This is a genomic window from Roseovarius sp. MBR-79 (genome assembly GCF_053628555.1).
Genome location: NZ_JBRJGP010000014.1, coordinates 74,518 through 94,823 on the forward strand (window position 1 = coordinate 74,518; position 20,306 = coordinate 94,823).

At 63.1% G+C, this 20,306-nt stretch carries 19 protein-coding genes and 2 tRNA genes; 8 read left to right on the top strand and 13 right to left on the bottom strand.

The genetic code is table 11. From position 1 onward, the window contains the following. The first annotated feature begins 108 nt into the window (after positions 1 to 108). Positions 109 to 2,061, top strand: coding sequence for a 3-hydroxyacyl-CoA dehydrogenase NAD-binding domain-containing protein (locus ACSSV8_RS14610; protein WP_454282937.1), 1,953 nt, complete (start codon positions 109 to 111; stop codon positions 2,059 to 2,061). Between the two features lie 7 nt (positions 2,062 to 2,068). Here the strand turns inward: ACSSV8_RS14610 and ACSSV8_RS14615 are convergent, their stop codons facing one another. Continuing rightward, positions 2,069 to 3,043, bottom strand: coding sequence for a KpsF/GutQ family sugar-phosphate isomerase (locus ACSSV8_RS14615; protein ID WP_354539335.1), 975 nt, complete (start codon positions 3,041 to 3,043; stop codon positions 2,069 to 2,071). 126 nt (positions 3,044 to 3,169) lie between these two features. Here ACSSV8_RS14615 and ACSSV8_RS14620 point away from each other — a divergent pair, with 126 nt between their 5' ends. Further along, the gene (locus ACSSV8_RS14620; protein ID WP_454282938.1) at positions 3,170 to 3,763 is read left to right on the top strand and encodes an HD domain-containing protein; all 594 of its coding nucleotides are present in this window, start codon (positions 3,170 to 3,172) and stop codon (positions 3,761 to 3,763) included. On the opposite strand, the gene ACSSV8_RS14625 is transcribed toward ACSSV8_RS14620, so the two are convergent. The 5 genes from ACSSV8_RS14625 to cysQ form a co-directional block, all read right to left on the bottom strand. Continuing rightward, positions 3,760 to 4,782 carry a glycosyltransferase family 2 protein gene (locus tag ACSSV8_RS14625; RefSeq protein WP_354539333.1) on the bottom strand — a complete coding sequence of 341 codons (1,023 nt, stop codon included), beginning with the start codon at positions 4,780 to 4,782 and terminating at the stop codon, positions 3,760 to 3,762. The genes ACSSV8_RS14620 and ACSSV8_RS14625 overlap by 4 nt on opposite strands. Before the next feature lie 43 nt (positions 4,783 to 4,825). Then, on the bottom strand, positions 4,826 to 5,809 hold the full coding sequence (gene galE / locus ACSSV8_RS14630; protein WP_454282939.1) for a UDP-glucose 4-epimerase GalE: 984 nt from the start codon (positions 5,807 to 5,809) through the stop codon (positions 4,826 to 4,828). 20 nt (positions 5,810 to 5,829) lie between these two features. Next, positions 5,830 to 6,723, bottom strand: a complete 894-nt coding sequence (galU, locus tag ACSSV8_RS14635) for a UTP--glucose-1-phosphate uridylyltransferase GalU (RefSeq protein ID WP_354539331.1) — start codon at positions 6,721 to 6,723, stop codon at positions 5,830 to 5,832. A gap of 151 nt (positions 6,724 to 6,874) precedes the next feature. Continuing rightward, complete coding sequence (locus ACSSV8_RS14640) at positions 6,875 to 7,675, bottom strand: 3-deoxy-manno-octulosonate cytidylyltransferase (protein WP_354539330.1); 801 nt, start codon at positions 7,673 to 7,675, stop codon at positions 6,875 to 6,877. Positions 7,676 to 7,680: 5 nt separating this feature from the next. Further along, positions 7,681 to 8,478 carry a 3'(2'),5'-bisphosphate nucleotidase CysQ gene (gene cysQ / locus ACSSV8_RS14645; RefSeq protein ID WP_354539329.1) on the bottom strand — a complete coding sequence of 266 codons (798 nt, stop codon included), beginning with the start codon at positions 8,476 to 8,478 and terminating at the stop codon, positions 7,681 to 7,683. Positions 8,479 to 8,613: 135 nt separating this feature from the next. On the opposite strand from cysQ, the gene ACSSV8_RS14650 reads away from it, so the two are divergent. From ACSSV8_RS14650 to ACSSV8_RS14660, 3 genes are all read left to right on the top strand, one after another. Further along, positions 8,614 to 9,435: an ABC transporter permease gene (locus tag ACSSV8_RS14650; RefSeq protein WP_354539328.1), complete on the top strand. Its 822-nt coding sequence runs from the start codon at positions 8,614 to 8,616 to the stop codon at positions 9,433 to 9,435. Between the two features lie 117 nt (positions 9,436 to 9,552). Beyond that, entirely contained in the window at positions 9,553 to 10,323 is a 771-nt protein-coding gene (locus ACSSV8_RS14655; RefSeq protein WP_454282940.1) for a metallophosphoesterase family protein, read from the top strand. Positions 10,324 to 10,872: 549 nt separating this feature from the next. After that, positions 10,873 to 10,949 (top strand) — tRNA-Arg (locus ACSSV8_RS14660). Positions 10,950 to 11,118: 169 nt separating this feature from the next. Here the strand turns inward: ACSSV8_RS14660 and ACSSV8_RS14665 are convergent. From ACSSV8_RS14665 to lipB, 6 genes are all read right to left on the bottom strand, one after another. Then, entirely contained in the window at positions 11,119 to 12,102 is a 984-nt protein-coding gene (locus ACSSV8_RS14665) for a sulfotransferase domain-containing protein (RefSeq protein ID WP_454282941.1), read from the bottom strand. Next, a complete protein-coding gene (locus ACSSV8_RS14670; protein WP_454282942.1) occupies positions 12,099 to 12,899 on the bottom strand; it encodes a sulfotransferase family 2 domain-containing protein in 801 nt (266 codons plus the stop codon). The genes ACSSV8_RS14665 and ACSSV8_RS14670 overlap by 4 nt, the downstream gene beginning before the upstream one ends. An 84-nt stretch (positions 12,900 to 12,983) precedes the next feature. After that, complete coding sequence (locus tag ACSSV8_RS14675; RefSeq protein WP_454282943.1) at positions 12,984 to 14,978, bottom strand: acyltransferase family protein; 1,995 nt, start codon at positions 14,976 to 14,978, stop codon at positions 12,984 to 12,986. A gap of 20 nt (positions 14,979 to 14,998) precedes the next feature. Then, positions 14,999 to 15,676, bottom strand: a complete 678-nt coding sequence (locus ACSSV8_RS14680) for a class I SAM-dependent methyltransferase (RefSeq protein ID WP_454282944.1) — start codon at positions 15,674 to 15,676, stop codon at positions 14,999 to 15,001. A 194-nt stretch (positions 15,677 to 15,870) separates the two neighbouring features. Further along, a complete protein-coding gene (locus ACSSV8_RS14685; RefSeq protein ID WP_454282945.1) occupies positions 15,871 to 16,260 on the bottom strand; it encodes a c-type cytochrome in 390 nt (129 codons plus the stop codon). A 110-nt stretch (positions 16,261 to 16,370) separates the two neighbouring features. Then, positions 16,371 to 17,051 (bottom strand): lipoyl(octanoyl) transferase LipB, encoded by a 681-nt coding sequence (gene lipB / locus ACSSV8_RS14690; RefSeq protein WP_454282946.1) that lies wholly within the window; start codon positions 17,049 to 17,051, stop codon positions 16,371 to 16,373. An 86-nt stretch (positions 17,052 to 17,137) separates the two neighbouring features. Between lipB and ACSSV8_RS14695 the strand changes: the two genes are divergently transcribed. From ACSSV8_RS14695 to ACSSV8_RS14705, 3 genes are all read left to right on the top strand, one after another. Next, positions 17,138 to 18,469, top strand: a complete 1,332-nt coding sequence (locus tag ACSSV8_RS14695; protein ID WP_454282947.1) for a peptidoglycan-binding domain-containing protein — start codon at positions 17,138 to 17,140, stop codon at positions 18,467 to 18,469. Positions 18,470 to 18,571: 102 nt separating this feature from the next. Then, positions 18,572 to 18,658, top strand: a tRNA-Leu gene (locus ACSSV8_RS14700). Positions 18,659 to 18,714: 56 nt separating this feature from the next. Beyond that, positions 18,715 to 19,824: a tyrosine-type recombinase/integrase gene (locus tag ACSSV8_RS14705; protein WP_454282948.1), complete on the top strand. Its 1,110-nt coding sequence runs from the start codon at positions 18,715 to 18,717 to the stop codon at positions 19,822 to 19,824. A gap of 237 nt (positions 19,825 to 20,061) precedes the next feature. Here ACSSV8_RS14705 and ACSSV8_RS14710 read toward each other — a convergent pair. After that, positions 20,062 to 20,306: hypothetical protein (locus ACSSV8_RS14710; protein ID WP_454282949.1), on the bottom strand; the 245-nt coding region annotated here is incomplete at its 5' end.

The window sequence follows — 20,306 nt, forward strand, 5'->3', positions numbered from 1 at the left end:
CGATTCGCCTGGTTCCTGGCCTGATGCTAAAACGGGCCCGCTTTTATTTCAAGCTTGAAATATTCAAGCCTGAATGATACAGGGGAAAGACGCCAAAGGAGGCCCCGGATGACCGTCCATATCGAGACGCGCGACGGCATCGCGCTTGTCACCATCGACAACCCGCCGGTGAACGCGACCGGCCATGCCGTGCGGCAGGGCCTGTGCGAGGCGGTCGCGCGCACCGAGGGGGAGAGCGCCGTGCGCGCCGTTGTGCTGGCCTGTGCCGGGCGCACCTTCATTGCCGGGGCCGATATCCGGGAGTTCGGCCAGCCATCGAAGCCGCCGCACCTGCCCGATGTGCTGGCCCGGATCGCGGCGGCGACGAAACCCTGGGTGGCCGCCATCCATGGCACGGCCCTTGGTGGCGGGCTGGAGACGGCGCTTGCCTGTCATTACCGCATCGCGGCACCGGGTGCCGCGCTCGGCCTGCCCGAGGTGACGCTTGGCCTTGTCCCCGGCGCGGGCGGCACGGTGCGCCTGCCGCGCCTCATTGCCGCCGATCACGCGCTTGAGATGATCGCCTCGGGTGCGCCGGTGTCGGCGGTGCGTGCCCGGGAGCTGGGATTGATCGACGCCATCGCCGAGGGTGATCTGGTCACTGACGCGCGCGCCCTCGCGCACAAGGCCGCTGACCGACCCTTGCCCGCCCCGCTCGATGACCGCCCGCCCAGACCCGAGAGTGCCGTAGGCGCGTTCAACGCCGTGGCGGCACAACACACCAAACGCGCGCGCGGACAACGCGCGCCGCTGGCCGCCATCGAGGCGTTGCGCAACGCCCAAACCCTGCCCGTGGCCGAGGCGCTGAGCGCCGAGCGCGCGCTTTTTCAGGCGCTGCGCGACGGCGCGCAGTCAAGGGCGCTGCGCCATATCTTCTTTGCCGAGCGTGCGGCGGGGCGGCTTGACCGGCTCAAGGGGGTCGCCCCGCGCCCGCTTGCCCATGTCGGCGTGATCGGCGGCGGCACGATGGGGACCGGGATCGCCGCTGCCTGCCTTCTTGCCGGGCTGGGCGTCACCATGATCGAGCGGGACGAGGGCGCCGCCGAGGCGGGGCGCGCGCGGGTGGCGGGTCTCCTCGACGGGGCGCTCAAGCGCGGCAAGATCACGCCCGAGGCGCACGCCGCCCGCCTTGCCGGTTTTGCTGCGCGTGACCGCTACGAGGCCCTTGCCAAGGCCGATCTGGTGATCGAGGCGGTGTTCGAGGATATGGCGATCAAGCACGAGGTCTTTGCCGAACTCGACCGGGTCACGCGGCCCGATACGGTGCTTGCCAGCAACACCTCCTATCTGGACGTGGCCGCAATTGCCCGCGCGACGGATACCCCCGCGCGTATTCTGGGCCTGCATTTCTTTGCCCCCGCCCATATCATGAAATTGCTCGAGATCGTGACGCCCGAGGGAGTTGACGACAGCGCGCTGGCAACGGGCCTCGCATTGGCCAGGCGCCTTGGCAAGATCCCCGTCATCGCCGGGGTCTGCGACGGGTTCATCGCCAATCGCATCATGTCGCGCTATCGCCGGGAGGCGGAGTATATGCTCGAGGATGGCGCGCTCCCGTGGGAGATCGACGCCGCGATGGAGAGCTACGGTTTCCCCATGGGGATTTTCCGGATGCAGGATCTTTCCGGCCTCGATATTTCATGGGCCATGCGCAAACGCCGCGCCGCCACCCGCGACTCCGCCGAGCGCTATGTCGATATCGGCGACCGGCTCTGCGAGGCGGGGCATTTCGGGCAGAAGACAGGGCGCGGCTATTACCGCTATGACGGGGATGGGCGCGCGCAGCCCGCGCCGGGGACCGAGGCGCTGATCCTTGCTGAATCGACGCGCAAGGGTATTGCCCGCCAGCCCATCCCCGAAACCGAGATCATGGTGCGCCTGCTTGCGGCCATGCGGGAGGAGGGCGCGCGCGTCCTCGACGAGGGGATCGCGCAGAGCGCCGCCGATATCGACGTGGTCATGGTCAACGCCTTCGGCTTTCCGCGCTGGAAAGGCGGGCCGATGTTCGCGCGCGACGGGTAGGCCGCGCTCAGGCCACGCCCGCGCGCAAACAGTCGTGGATATGGACAAGGCCGCACAGGCGGTTGCCCTCTTCCACCACGAAAAGCGCGCCGATCTTGTGACGGTTCATCACCCCGAGCGCCTCTGACAAGAGCATGTCGGGCGTGGCGGTGCGCGGATCGCGGGTGGCCACCGCGCCCGCGTTGCACCCCATCAACCCGTCGAGATTGCGCCGCAGGTCGCCATCGGTGATGACCCCGCGCAATATGCCGTCCTCGGTCAGCGCGGCGATGCCGAAGCCCTTGGCGCTCATCTCGATGAGGGTCTCGCCCATGGGCGTTTCGGGCGCGACCTGTGGCAGGGCCGCACCCGTATGCATCACGTCGCGCACCCGCACGAATTGCGCGCCGAGCTTGCCGCCGGGGTGAAAGACATGGAACGCGTCGGCCTTGAATCCGCGCTCCTCCATCAGGGCCACGGCCAGCGCATCGCCAAGCGCCAGCGTGCAGGTGGTCGAGGTGGTGGGGGCCATGCCGATGGCGCAGGCCTCGGGCTTGTCGGGCAGGATGAGCGCGACATCGGCCTGCCGCGCCAGCGTGCTGTCCGCCACCCGCGTGATGGCAATCATCGGAATGTCGAAACGGCGGGTATACTGGATCAGGTCCGACAGTTCCCGCGTCTCGCCGGAATTGGACAGAAGGATGCAGACATCGCCCGCCGCCACCATGCCCAGATCACCATGGCTCGCCTCTCCGGGATGCAGGAAGAGGGCAGGGGTGCCGGTGGAGGCCAGCGTCGCCGCGATCTTGCGCGCGATATGGCCCGATTTGCCCATGCCGGAGGTGACGACCCGGCCCTTGGCCGCAAGGATCATCCGCGTCGCGCGGGCAAAGCCCTCGGGCGGGCAATCGGCCATCGCCATGAGCGCCTCGGCCTCGGCGCGCAGCACCCGTGCCGCCACGCTGCGTATCCTGTCGTGATCCTCTTTGGCCAGTCCGGTCATCGCCGCATCCTCTCGCACTGCGCATCGCGCCCCGCCATAGCGCCGGAGCGGGCCATGGTCCAGCCATGCCCTTGCACAGGCGGGGGCAGGGGCCTAATCAAGGCCACTCGCAACCCCGGAGGCTCCATGCCGCAACCCCGCGCCTGGCAAAAGATGCTCTCGGGCCGCAGGCTCGACCTGCTCGACCCGACGCCCGTCGATATCGAGATCGAGGATATCGCCCACGGTCTCAGCTTCGTTGCGCGCTGGAACGGGCAGACGCAGGGCGATTTTCCTTATTCCGTGGCCGAACATTCGCTGCTGGTGGAGCGGCTCTTTGACCGGCTCAGCCCCGGCATCTCGGCGAAATGGCGTCTGGCCGCGCTGTTGCATGACGGGCCGGAATACGTGATCGGCGACATGATTTCGCCGGTGAAGAACGCCGTCGGGCCGGGCTATGACGAGCTTGACAAGCGGTTGGCGGCGGCAATCCATATCCGGTTCGGCCTGCCCGCCGCGCTGCCCGCGCTGATCAAGAAGCAGATCAAGCGCGCCGACAAGATCAGCGCCTGGATGGAGGCCACGGAAATCGCGGGCTTCTCGGTGGTCGAAGCCGACCGCTTCTTCGGCAAGCCGGATCCGGCGGTGATGACGGGCCTCTCCCTCACCCTGCGCCCGCCGGTCGGGACGCGCGCGGCCTATCTTGCGCGGTTCGGGGATCTCATGGCGGAGATGGGTTAGACCCACCCCCCCCGCGACATGAGCCCCAGCCCCTCAAGCTGACGCCAGCCGGTGAGGCGCGTGGAGCGCGCGCACCACAGGTCCGGGTCGGCGGCGAGCGCGTCGTAATAGCCCTCGTAAAGCGCGCTGTTGGCGAAATGCTCCTGCCGGTGCTTTTCCTCGGTCGCGCGGTCCACCACCGTGTTTAGGAATTTCGAGTGCAACAGCACGCCCGAGGTGAGTTCCCCCCCGTCATCGGCATAGACATGGTTAAGATGGCGCGGCAGGGCCGAATGGGTCGAACTGACATAGGCATAGCGCCAGTGCCATTTGACCAGCGGCACCTTGCCCATGGTGGGCGCGCGGCGGGGATCGGCGGCAAAGAACATGCGCGCGCGCGGGCCGCCCTGAATCCAGAGGTTCTGCAAATCCGGCTTGCGGCGCATGGAATAATTCCCGGCATCGAACCAGTTGAGCGTCTCGAACGGATCGCTGCCCGCGCGATAGGGATGCGCCGAAAGCGGGCCGCGCGGATACAGATCCAGCATCAGCGCGCCCATGGATACCCGCCCCTGCGCCTCGAGCCAGCCGCAGAGCGCGGGCAGGGGGCGGGTGTCGTGATAGGGGTAGACCAGGCATTCATCGGCATCGAGCGTCAGGCACCAGTGCCCGTGACCGTGCCGCATCATCAGCCATGTCAGCCAGTCCATGCCAAAGCGCGCGCGCTTGTAGCTGTGCGACGTGCGCCAGAGCGAGACATCCGCTTGCGAGGCGAGCAGGGCGCGGGTGCCGTCGCTGCTGTCGTTGTCCACCATCAGAAAATGGCCCACGCCCAGACGGCGGTGGTGGTCGAGGAAATGCGGCAGGCGCAGTGCCTCGTTGCGCACCGTGGCAAAGCACAGGATTTCGCCGCGCGCGATCTGTCCGGTGCGATTGTCGACAGCCGTCAATTGCCGCCGCTTCGCCACCGCCCGCGCCAAAAGACGCCGCCGCCGCCAGCGCAGCCGATAGGCCATGCCCAAGTCGTTCAACAGCCCCATGCCGTTCCTGCCGGTCTCGATGCTCCGGCGGGCAGCGTCGGGGCTATTTCCCGTAATGTCCAGCCTCGTGCCAGCGCCACGCATCCTCGATCATCTCGTGCAGGGTCGAGCGCGCGGGCACCCAGCCAAGCTCTGCCCCCGCCCGGGTCGAGCCGGAAACGAGCCGCGTGCAATCACCCGGACGGCGCGCGCCCTCGATCACCGGCACGGTCGCGCCGGTCACTGCCTCGGCGGCCTCGATCACCGCGCGCACGGAAAACCCGTGCCCCGTGCCAAGGTTGAACACCCGGCTGCCGCGCCCCGCCTCCAGCCAGCGCAACCCGAGAACATGCGCCTCGACCAGGTCGATCACATGCACGTAATCGCGGATGCAGGTGCCATCGGGTGTGTCGTAATCGGTGCCGAAGATCGTGAGCGCGTCGCGCCGTCCGGCGATTGCGTCCAGCACAAGCGGCACAAGATGCGTCTCTGGCTGGTGGAACTCGCCCACCTCGGCCTCGGGGTCGGCACCCGCCACGTTGAAGTAGCGGAAGATCACGTGGCGCAGCCCATGCGCCGCCTCGAAATCGCGCAGCATGTCCTCGATGGCGCGTTTGGAGGCCCCGTAGGCATTGATCGGGTGTTGCGCGCAACCCTCGTCAAGCAGCACGTTGTCCTGATCGCCGTAAGTGGCGCAGGTGGAGGAAAACACGATATCAAGGCATCCCGCCGCCACCGCCGCCTCGATCAGGCAGAGCGATCCGGCCACGTTGTTGTGCCAGTAAAGGCCCGGCGCGCGCATGCTCTCTCCCACCTGGCTCAGGGCGGCGAAATGCATCACCGCCTGCGGCTGGTAGGCGGCAAAGACCTGATCGAGCCGCGCACGGTCAGTCAGGCAACCCTCCTCGAAGGGCCCGAATTTCACGGCGTCACGCCAACCGGTGCAGAGATTGTCATAGGTGACGGGGGTATAGCCTGCCTGCGCCAACGCCTTGCAGGCGTGGCTGCCGATATAGCCCGCGCCGCCGGTGACCAGAATATTGCTCAAACCCGCCCCCGCGCCGCGCCTTATTGCGCGGCCTTGTCCGCATGGACCATGTCGGTGATGTAGTTCCACAGGTCGTCACGCAGATCGTCGCGTGCCAGCGCGAAGGCGACCGTCGCCTGAAGAAAACCCGCCTTGGAGCCGCAGTCGAACCGTTGCCCCTGAAAGCGGTAGCCGTAGACCTCTTCGCCGTCCTCGCGCGCGGCGTCGATGGCGTCGGTCAACTGGATCTCTCCGCCCGCGCCGGTCTGTTTCTTGTTGAGCTTCTGCAACACGGTGGGCGTCAGGATGTAGCGCCCGATCACGGCAAGGTTCGACGGTGCCGTGCCCGGCTCGGGCTTTTCCACCATCCCCTTGGTCGACACGAGACTGCCCATGTCATCCTTGACGTCGAGGATACCGTAGGATTTGGTCATCGCGTCGGGCACTTCCATGGCCGCGACCATGTTGCCGCCGGTCTCGTCATAGGCTTCGACCATTTGTTGCAGGCATGGCTTTTCGGCGGCGATCACGTCATCGGGCAGGATCACGGCGAAGGGCTCGTTGCCGATGAAGCGCCGCGCGCACCAGACCGCGTGACCGAGACCGAGCGGCTTGTGCTGGCGCATGTAGGCAATCTCGCCCGAGTCCATGTTGGTGGATTTCAGGATCTCCAGAAGCTCGTCCTTGCCCTTGCGACGCAATTCCTGCTCAAGCTGCGGGGCATTGTCGAAATAATCCTCAAGCGCGCTTTTGCCGCGCGAGGTGATGAAGATGAATTCCTTGATCCCCGCTGCGCGCGCCTCGTCAATCGCGTATTGGACGAGCGGGCGGTCCACCAGTGTCATGATTTCCTTGGGAACCGATTTGGTTGCGGGCAGAAATCGTGTGCCAAGGCCCGCTACCGGAAAAATCGCCTTTGTTACCCGTCTGCGCATCATCTGCTCCCACGACCTCTTTTTTCACACAACATACATAACAGAGAAACGTTTTGCACTGTGTTAAGGGGAAAGTTTGAATTTATTGTGTTGATGTGGTGCATACGCGAGAAAAACCGCGCGGAACGCATGTCCGCGTCGGTATCGGGCGTCAGTCCAGACCCATCTCGCGCATCATCGCCTCAAGGCGCGGCACGTCCTCGGGGTTGTTGAGTTCCCAGAACTGTCGCCCGCGCGCCTCGACCTCGACGCAGAGCACAGAGCGCCCGTTCTCGAGGAATCGCAACTGTTCCAGCCCCTCCAGCCCCTCCAGAGGCCCCGGTGTCCAGCCCGGATAGCCCGCAAGCGCGTCAGGGCGGTAGGCATAGACGCCGACATGGTGAAAGACCGGGGTGGGGGCTGCATCATCGTAGTGCGTGCCCGTATATGGGATCACTTCCTTGGAGAAATAGAGCGCATGGTGCCGCCGGTCGAAGACGGCGGTGGTGCCGCCGACGCGGCCCCCGGCGCGATCTTGCAGAAAACCGTTGAGCGCGCGCCCGTCGCAGCGCAGCACCGGCGTTGCCACCTCGGCGGCGTGGTCGGCGCGCAGACCAGCCACGAGTTCCTCGATGAACCACGGCGGGGTAAGCGGCGCGTCACCCTGAAGATTGACGACGATCTCATACCCGCTGCCAAGGGCCGCATGGGCCTCGGCGCACCGCTCGGTGCCGTTGGCGCAGGCATGGGACGTCATCACCACTTCGGCGCCGAACGCCTCTGCCGCGTCGCGGATGCGCGCGTCGTCGGTGGCGACCACCACCCGGTCAACCCCCCGGACGGCCATCGCCGCGCGCCACGAGCGTTCGATCAGCGTACGTGCCTCTCCGCCCGCGCCGGTGAGTGGCACCAGCGGCTTGCCCGGATATCGGGTCGAGGCGTAGCGCGCGGGAATGGCGATGAGAACGGGCATGGGGTTCAGCCTTGCTTGAGGTCGACGCCCGGCGCGCAGGCGATGAAAAACGGGTTCTCGAACCCCGGCTTGCCATAGCCGAGCGGCGTCAGGTCATCGAAACGCAGCACGCGCCCGCCCGCGCCCAAGAGAACGGCGTGGCCCGCGGCGGTATCCCATTCCATCGTGCGGCCAAGGCGCGGATAAAGGTCGGCCTCGCCGGTTGCCACGAGGCAGAACTTGAGCGAGGAGCCCGCGCTCGTCATGTCGCGGACGGCATATTTGCCGATATAGTCGTCCGTCGCCTGATCACGGTGCGATTTGGAGGCCACCACCATCAGCGCGCCATTGTCGGGCGAAGAGACCGCGATGGGGTGCGTCTTGCCCGGCGTCTCGGGGTCGAACGGCCCGGTTTCCTCGACCGCGCCACCACCCGCAAGGGTGTAGAACATCCGGCCCTTGGCTGGCGCATAGACGATACCACGGGTGGGCTGTCCGTCCTCGACATAGGCGATATTGACGGTAAAATCGCCGCGCCGGTTGATGAATTCCTTGGTCCCGTCCAGCGGATCGACGATCAGGAAAGTGCTCACACTCTGCCCGTGCGAGGCGGCCTGTTCCTCGGTCACCAGCGCCACGTCGGGAAATTCCGCCCGCAGACCGGCGGAAATCAGCGCATCGGCGGCCTCGTCGGCCTCGGTCACGGGGCTTGCGTCTGATTTCACCTTCACGTCGAAATCGTCCGCGTCATAGATTTCCATGATGCGCGCGCCCGCCTCCAGCGCCAGCCGCCGCATCACCGTGACAAGTCGTTCATACTCCAAATCGCCATTCCTTTGCCTGTTTGCCGCCATCTTGCGGTGCTATTGCGTGAGTCATTCGCGCGTCGTTATGATACGGGTGTGCGACAACGGCAAGAAACCATTGGACGCAGGCCCGGAGGCGAAAGGCGAGACACGATGTTCAGGACGGCACGCCCGAAATCATCCCTCCAGTCCGCTTTTACCATTCTGGAACTGATCTATCACGACACCGTCTACAGCATCCGAAAGACCCACAACAACGCTTTCATGGCACTGTTCTTGAACATCATGACCGTGATCATCATGGTGCTGTCCTTCTACCTGCTCTTCACCGTGCTCGGCCTCAAGGGGGCGAAAATGCGCGGCGATTTCCTGCTGTTCATGATGTCGGGGATCTTTATCTATCTCACCCATATCAAGGCGGTCGGGGCCGTGTCGGGGGCCGCCGGGCCAGCCTCACCGATGATGCAGCACGCGCCGATGAATACCGCGATCTCGATCGCGTCGGCGGCGCTCGGCTCGCTCTACATCCAGGTGCTGTCGCTCATTATCGTGCTTTTCGTCTATCATACCGTTTTCGTTCCGATAACGATCTACCAGCCGATCTATGCCTTTGGCATGGTGATGATGGCGTGGTTCACAGGCTGCGCGGTGGGCCTTGTGCTGCTGGCGCTGCGCCCGTGGTTCCCGGGCTTCGTCAGTCTGTTCCAGATGATCTACCAGCGCGCCAACATGATTGCGTCGGGCAAGATGTTCGTCGTCAACACGCTGCCACCGTTCATGTACAACATGTTTTCCTGGAATCCGCTCTTTCACAACATCGACCAGGCGCGTGGCTTTGTCTTTATCAATTACTTTCCACACAAGACCTCGCTCATGTATCCGATCTACATCGGCCTCGTTCTGGTGATGCTCGGGTTGATCGGCGAGTTCTACACGCGCCGTCATGCGTCGCTCTCCTGGGACGCCCGCCGCTGAGGGACGATGCGCGGGGGCTTTGCCCAGGCGCCGATGATCACCTATTATATGCCCAAGCCGGGTTGACAACCCGGTCCGCAACATGTCGGTGCGCGGAAAAGGTGGGCTTTTGACCGAATGAGACAGTTTATTTCCCGATTTCTGACACGACGCGCGCCAATCGGGCCCGTGGAGGAGCCGCCCCCTGTCCTGCCCGATCAGCCCTTTGTGGCGATCGGCGACGTGCACGGGCGCGCCGATCTTCTCCATGCGCTCGACCCGCTGATCGAAGCGCAGGCCAACGGATTGCCGGTGGTGTTTCTGGGCGATTACGTGGACCGGGGCGACCACAGCCGCGAGGTGGTCAAGATGCTCATGTCCGCGACGGCGCATGATCCGCTGCGGATCACCTGCCTGATGGGCAATCACGAGCGCATGATGCTCGACGTTCTGGACGAGCCCGAAACCCATACCGCGCGCTGGCTGCGCAATGGTGGTTTGCAGACGCTCGCAAGCTTTGGCGTGCCGTCGCCACAAGGCCGCCTGAATGACATCGACGCGGTTTTCGACATGCGCGCGGCGCTGATCGAGGCCATGGGACCCGCGATGATCGACTGGCTGCGCGCGCGCCCGCTGACATGGCAGAGCGGTAATGTCTGGGCCGTTCATGCCGGGGCCGACCCCGCAGAGCCGATGGCGGCGCAGGTCGAGGACGTGCTCCTCTGGGGCCATCCCGCATTTCGCAAGGAACCGCGCACGGACGGGCAATGGGTGATCCATGGCCACACGATCGTTGACGCGCCGCGGGTCTCGGGCGGGCGTATTGCCGTAGACACGGGGGCCTATGCCACCGGGCGCCTTACCGCAGCGATCGTTCGGGATGGCGATGTGACCTTCCTTCAGACCTGAGGCCCGGATTTCAAACGCGTTGAGAGAATTCATCATGATGCCGGGTCACGCTGCTGCCTCTGCCTCTGATCGTGACCGACGGAGCCGGACATTCACCGGCTCACGTCTTCGACAGCTCGGCCAGCGTCATCTCCTCGCGGGTCGCCTCAAGCGCGACCTTCGCCTCGGATACCAGGCTGCAAGCTCTCAGCAACTATCCGCGCCTTGACCTCATCAGGCCACCGCCGCTTGCCACGCCGCCGCGGCTCAACAATCTCGCAACGCCCAATGAACCCGTCACCACCATCCGCCATGCCAAATCTCCATCTGCTCACGCAGACCTTCTCGCAGGCGCGTCGCGCGTCAGGACCACATCACATCAATGCGGCTAAGCCCTCGTATAAGGAAAATCAACTTATCCCGGCTGATCAGATTTCCGGAACAACCTCTGCTCGAAGCGGCGCATTGCGTCAGGCCATCAAGGACGTTGTTCGATATGAGGATACCTGGGCATCACTGGGGTATGCCTGATTGTGCCTTGGTCGCCAATCGTTTAAACGTCGATTTGACGGCCCCTTAGCTCAGCTGGATAGAGCATCCGCCTTCTAAGCGGAATGTCGCACGTTCGAGTCGTGCAGGGGTCGCCATCTACGATGGCGGTTGGTTTTGTTCGACATCCAAAGACCGACTTTTCGACAGAAGTTGGTTTTTTAGGATCATGGGACTGCAGTAAACGCTTTAGGGATTTTTTCAGTATTTCTTCTTTTTCAGCATTTCAAAGTGTCTCTTTGGCGTTGCCGTGCATTTCCAGCCATGTCACCTGTGATCAGGCGATTGTCTTGCCTGCGCCCCATAGCCATAGACGGGATCAAGCCGCTCGGCCACCAGAGCGTCGATGGCGGCGATCTGGGCATCGTCGAAATAGTCGCGGTACCCGCCCACCTTGGCGCGGCGCACCTTGTAGCTGTCGGGATTGTCCTGATCGCCCGGGGCCATGCGCCCGCCCGAGAGCCGGAACGACTGGTCGGTCTCTTTCTTCTTCATGTTCTCGTAAGAGGCAAAATCAACGGCGTCCTGCACCGCTGCGGCATCCGCCGGAATATCCAGAAACCGCGCCACCCGCGTCATCGCCTCATGCGGATCGGCGCGCATGTCTTCGTAGCGCACCAGTTCCAGGGCGCGGACCTTGGCCATTTCCTGCGCCCAGAGGTTCATGAAGGCGATGACCTTGGGCAACCCGCCCCCCTCGTGCATGACGAAATCATAGATCGGGCTTTCGTCGCCATCGGGCAGGTAGTCGTTGAGCGCCTTCTTGCCCGGCCGCATCCGGTAGCGCCACTGAAAGAACTGCGACACCGCCACATCGCGCGGGTCGCGCATCAGAAGCAGCACTTTCTTGTCGTAGAAATCGGCCTTGGTGTCGGTATTGCCGGTATAGTCGCCGATGTAATTGTCATGCGTATAGAACACGCGCGGGATGCGGGCGTCCATGTTGTGGAAATTGTCGAACCCGAGGAGGATATCCTCGGGCAAGTCATAAACCTGCTGATAGAGCCGCGACATCATCACCCGCAGCCAGGTCCGCCCGCTCTTGCCGTAAGAGACAACGGCCGCATCGGCGCGTTTGAGCCGCGTGAAATGCTGGTATCCGCGCAACCGGCGTTCGGCGCGCAGCCGATCCTCCTCGGAGGCGCCCGCAAGCGTCAGCCGCAGATCGAGCAGGCGGCGCGCGGCCTTGCGCCAGATGACCTTGCTGGCCTCGGGCAGGGTGGCGCGCAGAAGGCGGAGGGTGTCGCTCATTTTCTCTGTAGCTTCCCTTTCAGGTCTCGCGTCACGTGGCTGTGGGAATGATCATAGGGGTCGATCATCTCATATCCGAGAAGTTCGAAGTCACGCGCATAGATCCGGTTCACCTTTTCTGTTCGCTCGGCCACGCTGGTCACGTCCTTGGATGAAATCATCTGGACGCTTTTATTGTGCTGTTCCTCCACGTCAAACCGGAGATTGTAATGCGTCTCTAGGTGACGCGCGAACTCGTCCATCTCTTCCAGCTTGAAGGTCTTGTCCACAAGAAGTTTGCCGTCAGCGCCCATGAGCCAATCGGTCATCGGATTCGCGACTGACAGATTGGCTACGTTGTAGAGGCCGATAGGCGGGCGCAGGTGGATACGATCCAGAAAGTGATCGAAACACTGCCCGTCCACAAGATCGCGCTGTCTGAGGTAATTGTAAAGCGATGCGACTCGCGAATAGGGATTGCGCGCAAACGCGAACTTGAAAGCACGACCATGAAACTCTCTGCTGACGATGCCAGCCTCAAGGAGTGAGAGATAGTGCAGATGCCCGAAGGTGACGGCACCACGGTTTGCAAAAGACATCGCCTGTTTCGCGGTCTTGAGCTTCTGCATACCAACCCTTTCATTGAGAAAGGTGAACACGCTGGTTCCGGCCGTCTTTGGCACCCAGATAAAGACCATATCCGGGCTATCAGACGCGTTCCCGACAAGCGGATCCCACGAAAAACGACGTGATATTGCGCTTGCAATACGCGCGGTTCTGCCACCCCATCCATGCTTTCTCGGATGATTTTTGATCATCGTTTCACCATTGCCGCTACGGAATGTTCGACCTTTCGACGTTCTTGGCCGAGTAAGCAAAAGCTCTTGTTGCGGACACCCCCTCTATTCACCGCGTTTTTCCGGTTCAAGTGTCAAATTTTGCTGCTCTTGCGAGAGGTCCAGCACTTTGGCAATCATCGGCCCAAACAAGCGTTCGCCACAAGGGCTGAAATGGTCCACGTCCCAGAACGTGAGACAGCCCTCCTGCACGAGAGCGTCCTCATCGAAGGCCAGCGCATCGACCAGTGAAATATAGCGATAGGCCGATTGGCCGGCCGCCCGCGCCTTGAGCATCGCATCCAGTGCCGCGAAATGCGCCAACGACGTCGGATTGAAGCGCAGGCGGTCGGGGTGATAGTTTTCCGGGTTGCTCAGATCGACCCGCCCCTCGGCGAAGGGGCCGAGCCAGACCACGTCAAGCGCGGCGGGAAACCGCGCGAGATAGGCGGCGGTCCTGTCGATATTGTTCTCGGCGATGCGCAGTGGCGCGCCCGGCACGAAGGCCGCATCGCTGTCGCCTTCGCCACGATGATCGAGCATGTAATGCGAGCCGGAGACGTGAAAGATCAGATGCGAAATGCTGTCCGGACGCTCTTCGACAAAGGCCACCGCCGCATCGTAGGAACATTTCTCCTTGGGCTGGTAGGGACGGCAGCCGCCCCGCGAGAGTGACACGAAGAACGGCGGCAATTCGGTGGAGCGCAGCGCTCTGTAGATGTTCGCGGCATGGGAATCGCCCAGCAGGAACACGGCCTGCCCATGGGTGCGGGCGCAGTCCTCGAAGCGGGTCACGAACGTCTCGCTGAAGATTTCATCGCGGAACCGGCAGCCCTCATCGGGCACGCGGGCGCGCGTCGTGTCGGGGTTGTAGCGCTCGAAACTGGCGCGGGTTTCTGCGTCAAGCCGGTGCTCGAGATAAAAGGCGAGAAACCCATCGGTTTTCTGCCCCGCCAGTCCCAGCCCGCCGAGCAGCACCATCGACAAGGCCGCCGTTCCGAAAAGGCGACCGGCAGGGACCCCCTGCATCCGGCGGATCGGGCGTTCCACATAGCGCCAGCTCAGGCAGGCAAGCGCGAAGGCAATCGCGCAGACCCCGAGCATGAGCGCCACGTCGTCGCGTCCGGTGCCGATCCGGGTGAAGGCCAGCAGGGGCACGTGCCACAGATAGAGCGAATAGCTCACCAGCCCGACAAAGACCATCGGGCGCAAGGAGAGCAGCCGTCCGGCAAGGCATTGCGGCGTGGCGCAAAGGATCACCAGCACCGCGCCCAGAACGGGCGGCAGAGCGGCAAGGCCCGGAAAGCGCGTCTCGCCATTATAGGCAATGACCGCGAAAAGGATGAGCGCGAGCCCCAAAAGCGCGCCATGACGCAGCCGCCCGCCCGCCCGCAGCGCGTGCCCGCGCGGCGATGCAAGCCAATAGGCGGCGAGCGCCCCGGCCATCAACTCCCAAAACCGGGTTTGCAGCATGAAGAAGGCACGATCTGCCTTGCCCTGCGTGATGTCCCAGTGTGCCAGCCCGAGGCTCAGCACCGCCAACCCCGCGAAAAGCGCCACCTGCCGTCGCGCGCCCATCCGCCATGTCAGCAGCACAAGCGCGGGAAAGACGAAATAGAACTGTTCCTCGACCGCAAGGCTCCAAGTGTGCAGGAGCGGCTTGACCTCGGCGGCGGTGGCGAAATAGCCGCTGATATCGTAGAAGAACGCATTGGCCAGAAACACCGTGGCCGCGGTGACGCTGCCTGCGAATTCGGCCATGGCAAAAGGTCCCATCACCACAAAGGCAATCGGGTAAGAGGCCGCCATCATCACGAAAAGCGCCGGAAATATCCGCCGGATGCGGCGCGCGTAGAAATTCGTCAGCGAGAAGCGCCCGGCGCGCCGCTCCGCAAGGATGATCGAGGTGATGAGATAGCCCGAGATGACAAAGAACACATCCACCCCGACAAAGCCGCCGGAAACCCACGACAGCCCCGCGTGATAGAGCACCACCGGCAGGATCGCCACGGCGCGCAGCCCGTCGATCTCGGGCCGGTAGGAGAGGGCGTGGTCACTCATCTGTGCGGATCGCGGCGGCTTCAGGCCATGCGCTCCACGGTCTGATATTCCTTGCGGCGGTTCTTAGCGAAGCCGAATTTCTTGCGCCGCCCGGTCTTGGTGGAGGTGACAAGCCGGTAGGAGATATCGGTATGGCGCATGGCCACGGCGTGAAACACGCCGGCCCACCACTCGGGGTCGCGGAGGGTGCAATGCACGTTCTCGCCATTGGGCAGGAATTTTACCGCCGGGTAGCAGGCCACATTGGCATAGACGAACCTCTTGGCATAGGAAAACATCTCGTCGACGATCCAGGGCACGTCGGGGGCGGTGATGTGTTCAAGCACATCGGTGCAGATCACCCCGTCATACCGGCCCTCGGGCAGCGCGCTGAACGGCGCGTGGCCGGGATCGTAGCAGCGGATTTCCTTGGTGCCCCAATAGTCCTCGATGCTGGGCACCGTTTCGCCACTGCGCAGCTTGATGTCGCGGCGCAGATAGCCGCCGCCCTTGCCCGCGCCGTAATCGAGGATGGTCCGGGCACCGGTGCGCGCAATCATTTCCTTGATGCCCGGGGCGTGCTGAATGAGCATCTTGCCGGCAAAGGTCTCGTCGCCTGACTTCTTCGATGCGCTCTCGCCCTCTTCGTGCAGGCGCTCATACATGGCGACCATGTCGCGGTATTCGGGGCTTGGATTGTCGCGGCCATAGCTGCTCATGAGTGGTGTCCTTGGCGCATTCTGAACTCTCTGCGCCGCGCATATCCGGTCTTGGCGCGGGATTCGACCGCAAATTTGTCGCGGGACCCACCAAGCCCGGCAAAGTCCCGCGATATGGGCGCGCAATGCGGGTGCCCGAACCACAGACCGCCGCGCGATCCCTCGCGCGGCGGTGCGGCGTCGTGTGGACGGTCTTACTCGGAGAAGGTCGCCAGATAGGCGGCCACGTCCTCGGAGCCCTTGCGCAGCTTGAAGGTCATTTTCGAGCGGCTGCCGAGGAATTCGCTCGGGTCGGTCGTGTAGGCGGCGAGGGTTTCCTCGGTCCAGACTTCGCCCGCGTCGTGCTTGGCAATAAGCCCGTCGGAATACTTGAAGCCCTCGACGCTGCCCATGGTGCGGCCGATCACGCCATAAAGGTTCGGCCCGATCTTGCCGCCCTTCACGATCACCTCGGTCGGCGATTCGATCATGTGGCAGGCCTTGCACTGGTTGAAGGTCTTCTCGCCCGCAGCGGCGTCGCCCTCGGCCATGGCCGGCAGCGCAAGGGCCATGATGGCGGCGGAAGTCATGACAAAGGTTTTCATAGCGTTCTCTCCATATTGGTTCGTGTCAGAAGTCGGGTGAGACCTTGTCGCCAACCTAACCCGCCACGCCGGTCTTGCAAGGGTCAAGCGCGACCGGGTGGCGCTTTGCCTCAGCCGAACGCGCCCGCAAAGCTGCGCCGCAGCGCCGCGTCGAGATCGTCCATGGTCACCGGCAGGCCCAGATCGACAAGGCTTGTCACCCCGTGCTCGGCGATGCCGCAGGGCACGATGCCGGTGAAATGCTCCAGATCCGGCTCCACATTGATCGAAATCCCGTGAAAGCTGATCCATTTGCGCAACCGGATGCCGATGGCGGCGATCTTGTCCTCCTGCCGCGCGCCGGTGGCCGTCAGCGGCCGGTCGCCGCGCGCGACCCAGACGCCGACGCGTCCGGGGCGGATTTCGCCACTGATGTTGAACTCGGCCAGGGTGGCGATGACCCATTGCTCCAACTGGCGCACGAAGAGCCGCACATCGCGCCCGCGGCGGCCCACGTCGAGCATCACGTAGACCACGCGCTGACCGGGGCCGTGATAGGTATATTGCCCGCCGCGCCGCGCCTCATGGACCGGAAAGCGGTCAGGCATCAGCAGATCGGCGGGGTTCGCCGAGGTGCCCGCCGTATAGAGCGGCGGGTGTTCGAGCAGCCAGATTGCCTCGGGGGCCTTGCCCCGGGCGATTCGCTCGACCCGCGCCTCCATCGCCGCAACCGCCTCTGGCCAGGGCGTAAGGCCGGCGGAATGGTGCCATTCCACGCCGTTTTGATCGGTTGAGAAGGGGAAATTCAACATATGGCGTGACTCAACGGCGAGATCGGGCAAAACTGAAGCTATCATTCGGTGCACGTGCAGAGGCTTCTGATTAGGGGAGAAGAACGATGGTTTCAAAGCGAATTGTGATGGCGGCGCTGATGGCGAGCGTCACGGCCATGCCGGGCACACGCGCGGCGGCGGATTTTGCCGATGGCCTCGTCGGCGGCTTGGTGGGCGGTGCCGTGAGCGGCATCATCGTCAATGAAAGCGCCAAGGCGCGTGAGCGCAAGCGCACCACCACCACGCAACGGGTCTATCGCGCGCCGACAGTGTCGAGCCAGCAGGTCCGCGAAGAGCAGACCGCGCTCAACTATTTCGGCTTTCCGGCGGGCACGCCCGACGGCGTGAGCGGACGCAACACCCGCAATGCGGTCTCGACCTATCAGGCGCATATGGGCTATCCCGTGACCGGCTATCTTGCCGATTACGAACGGCAGTTCCTGATCTCGTCCTATTATCGGGCGCAATCGGGCGGCATGGCCACATCGCAGCTTATCGCGCAGCGCGGGCAGGGCACGCGCGGCCTGCTGCATGCCTATCGTGACGAGGCGGCCGGCGCGCCGCCTGTCTATGCGACGGCACCCGTGCCCATGCCGCAGCCGCAATTCCAGTCGCCGGTGATGGCGGCAATCCCGCAGGCGGCGCAGGTGCCGCAGCCCGAAGTGCAGCCGGTGGCACAACAGGGTGCCGGATTGGGCGCATTGCCCAATCTGATGGCTTCGGGCGGTGACGGGCCGTCGCTTGCGTCGCATTGCAACCAGGTCAGCCTCGTCACCAACTCGAACGGCGGGTTCGTCACTGCCGCCTCGATGCAGGACCCGCGTTTCGCGCTGAACGAGCAGTTCTGCCTCGCGCGGACCTATGCCATCGCCGAGGGCGAGACCATGGCCGCAGCACTCAAGGGGATCACGCCCGCGCAGCTTGAGGAGCAGTGCCGCGCCTTTGGCCCTGCCATGCGCGATCACGTCGCCGCGCTCTCGCTCAAGGATCGGGGCGAGGTCATCGACGGGGTGCGAGGCTTCGTGCTCCAAACCGGACAATCGCCCGCGCAGCTTGCCGGCACCGCCAAGATATGCCTCTCGGTGGGGTACCGGATCGACAACATGACCGTGGCGCTCGGCTCGGGGCTGTTGCTGACCGCGCTCGGCGAGGAGGCTTATGGCGAATTGATGGGCCACCACCTCAACGAGGGGTTCGGCACCACCAAGCGCTCCGATCTGGCACAGGTCTGGTATCGTGCGGCTGTCGACGCGGTGGAGAACGGTGCAAAGCCGGTTTTTGCGCCGGGAGATTCCGGGCGCAACGATCTTCTGCGGCGCGCGGCCTTCGGCGGTGCGGCGGCGCAGGGCGGCATGGTGCAGCCCGCCGCGGCCCTGCCGACCTTCAAGCTGGATTGAGGGCGCGCCGAGGCGCATGAAAAAACCCGAAGGGGCATGCGATTTGCCCCTTCACAAGCCCCGAACCATTGCTTATACGGCGCGACACCTACCTGATCACGTGCGGTCGTGGCGGAATTGGTAGACGCGCAGCGTTGAGGTCGCTGTGGGGTAACACCCGTGGAAGTTCGAGTCTTCTCGACCGCACCATCACTCTCAAAAAAACTGTTTGTTGTCTGAGTGTTAACTGTCACTTGGAGAGACAAATGGAATACAATCTGGCACACACGGTCAGGCGTGGAGGCACTTACTACTACAATCGCAGGGTTCCTTCAGCGGTGGCTCAGGACTTTGGACAGACAGTGATAAGGGTGAGTCTTGGACAGGACTTGGAGCGAGTTGGACGCCTGAGCAAGGCACTTACTGACAAGTTATCCGATCTATGGACCGCTAAGACAATTAAACCGATATGCGTTCACAAGCTTCTGGAGACCCTAGAACCCAAGGCATTAGACCTGCTGGCCTGCACCGACATGTACCTTGCAGAGCGTGACATTGACCCCAAGCCGGTGAGGCTGGCGGTTGCTGCATGTATCGGGGAGACAGGCAACAAGGATATTCGCAACTACACCCGCTCGGATGCTAGGCGTGTGGTCGAGACCCTTCTGGCGAAAGGCAACAAGAGTGCAACAGTCAGACGTCGGGTGCAGTCCCTTCATGCGATAATCGAGTTCGGTTTTCATGAACTGGATGATAGCAAGCGCAATCCCTTTGCACGGCTCAAGATACAGCGTGAGGGTAGCGATAGCAGCAAGAGGGGCGTCTTTACCCAAGAGCAACTAACCGCACTCTACGGGGCTTGTCTGGCCTCTGAGAAGGATACACGGTTGATCCTGCCCATCCTTGGCGAGACAGGGGCGAGACTGGCAGAGATTGTCGGCTTACGGTGGCAGGACGTATGCCTTGAGCAAGGTGTTATCAGGATCACCCCACACGCCCAGAGACGGCTCAAGACGCCGGGTTCAGAACGTGAGGTTCCCTTGGTCGGTGCTGCACTGGACGCTATGAAGAAGCTTCACAGGCTCACAGGGGAACAATCCTTTGTCTTTCCCCGTTGGCTGAAAGGGACGGGGTTCGTGGCCACACATGCAAGCAACACGCTCAACAAGTACATCCGCCAAGGGTTCGGGAACTTGACCTGCCATTGCTTTCGCCACACGATGCGAGACAGACTCAGGAACGCAGGCGCACCTATGGAACTGATCGACAGTATTGGGGGGTGGAGTTCGGTTGGTGGGGTCGGAACCAAGTATGGCTTGGGCTACGATCTGGAGCGCAAGAGAGAACAATTGGCGAGGGTGAGCATTACTGGCTAGCATATAAGTCATTACGAAGTAATAAGGAATCTGGAAGTGCAGGAAGCCAAGTCAGGGGCGATCAAGTCAGGGGCGATAGTGGTTCTCTATGTTGTGGGCTGCATGTATGCACTGCTAGGGTTGTTAACTGCGTTGTATGTGCATTTCACAGTGAGTGTTAAGGATTGCATGGCTTCGTCATCAGGTCTTATCCACACTTACTGCGAAGCCCCTTACAGCCTCGGGCACACGCTGATCTTATTGGCATGGCCGTGGTTTTGGTGGTGATCTATGTTCGGTTTTTTCAAACGAAACTTTGGCGGCTTCGACATTGTCAAGAAGATGGCGGCTCATGGCAACTTGGACTACCGGGTTTATGGAAGTGCGCTGACTGATCAAAAGGTAAATTGTAATCGGCGGAGCAATACTCGGCCACGGTAGCGGCGGCATAGTGTTGTCGCGGGCGGCGTAAAAGTCGGCCACTTTTGTCCTTTCGGATTTCG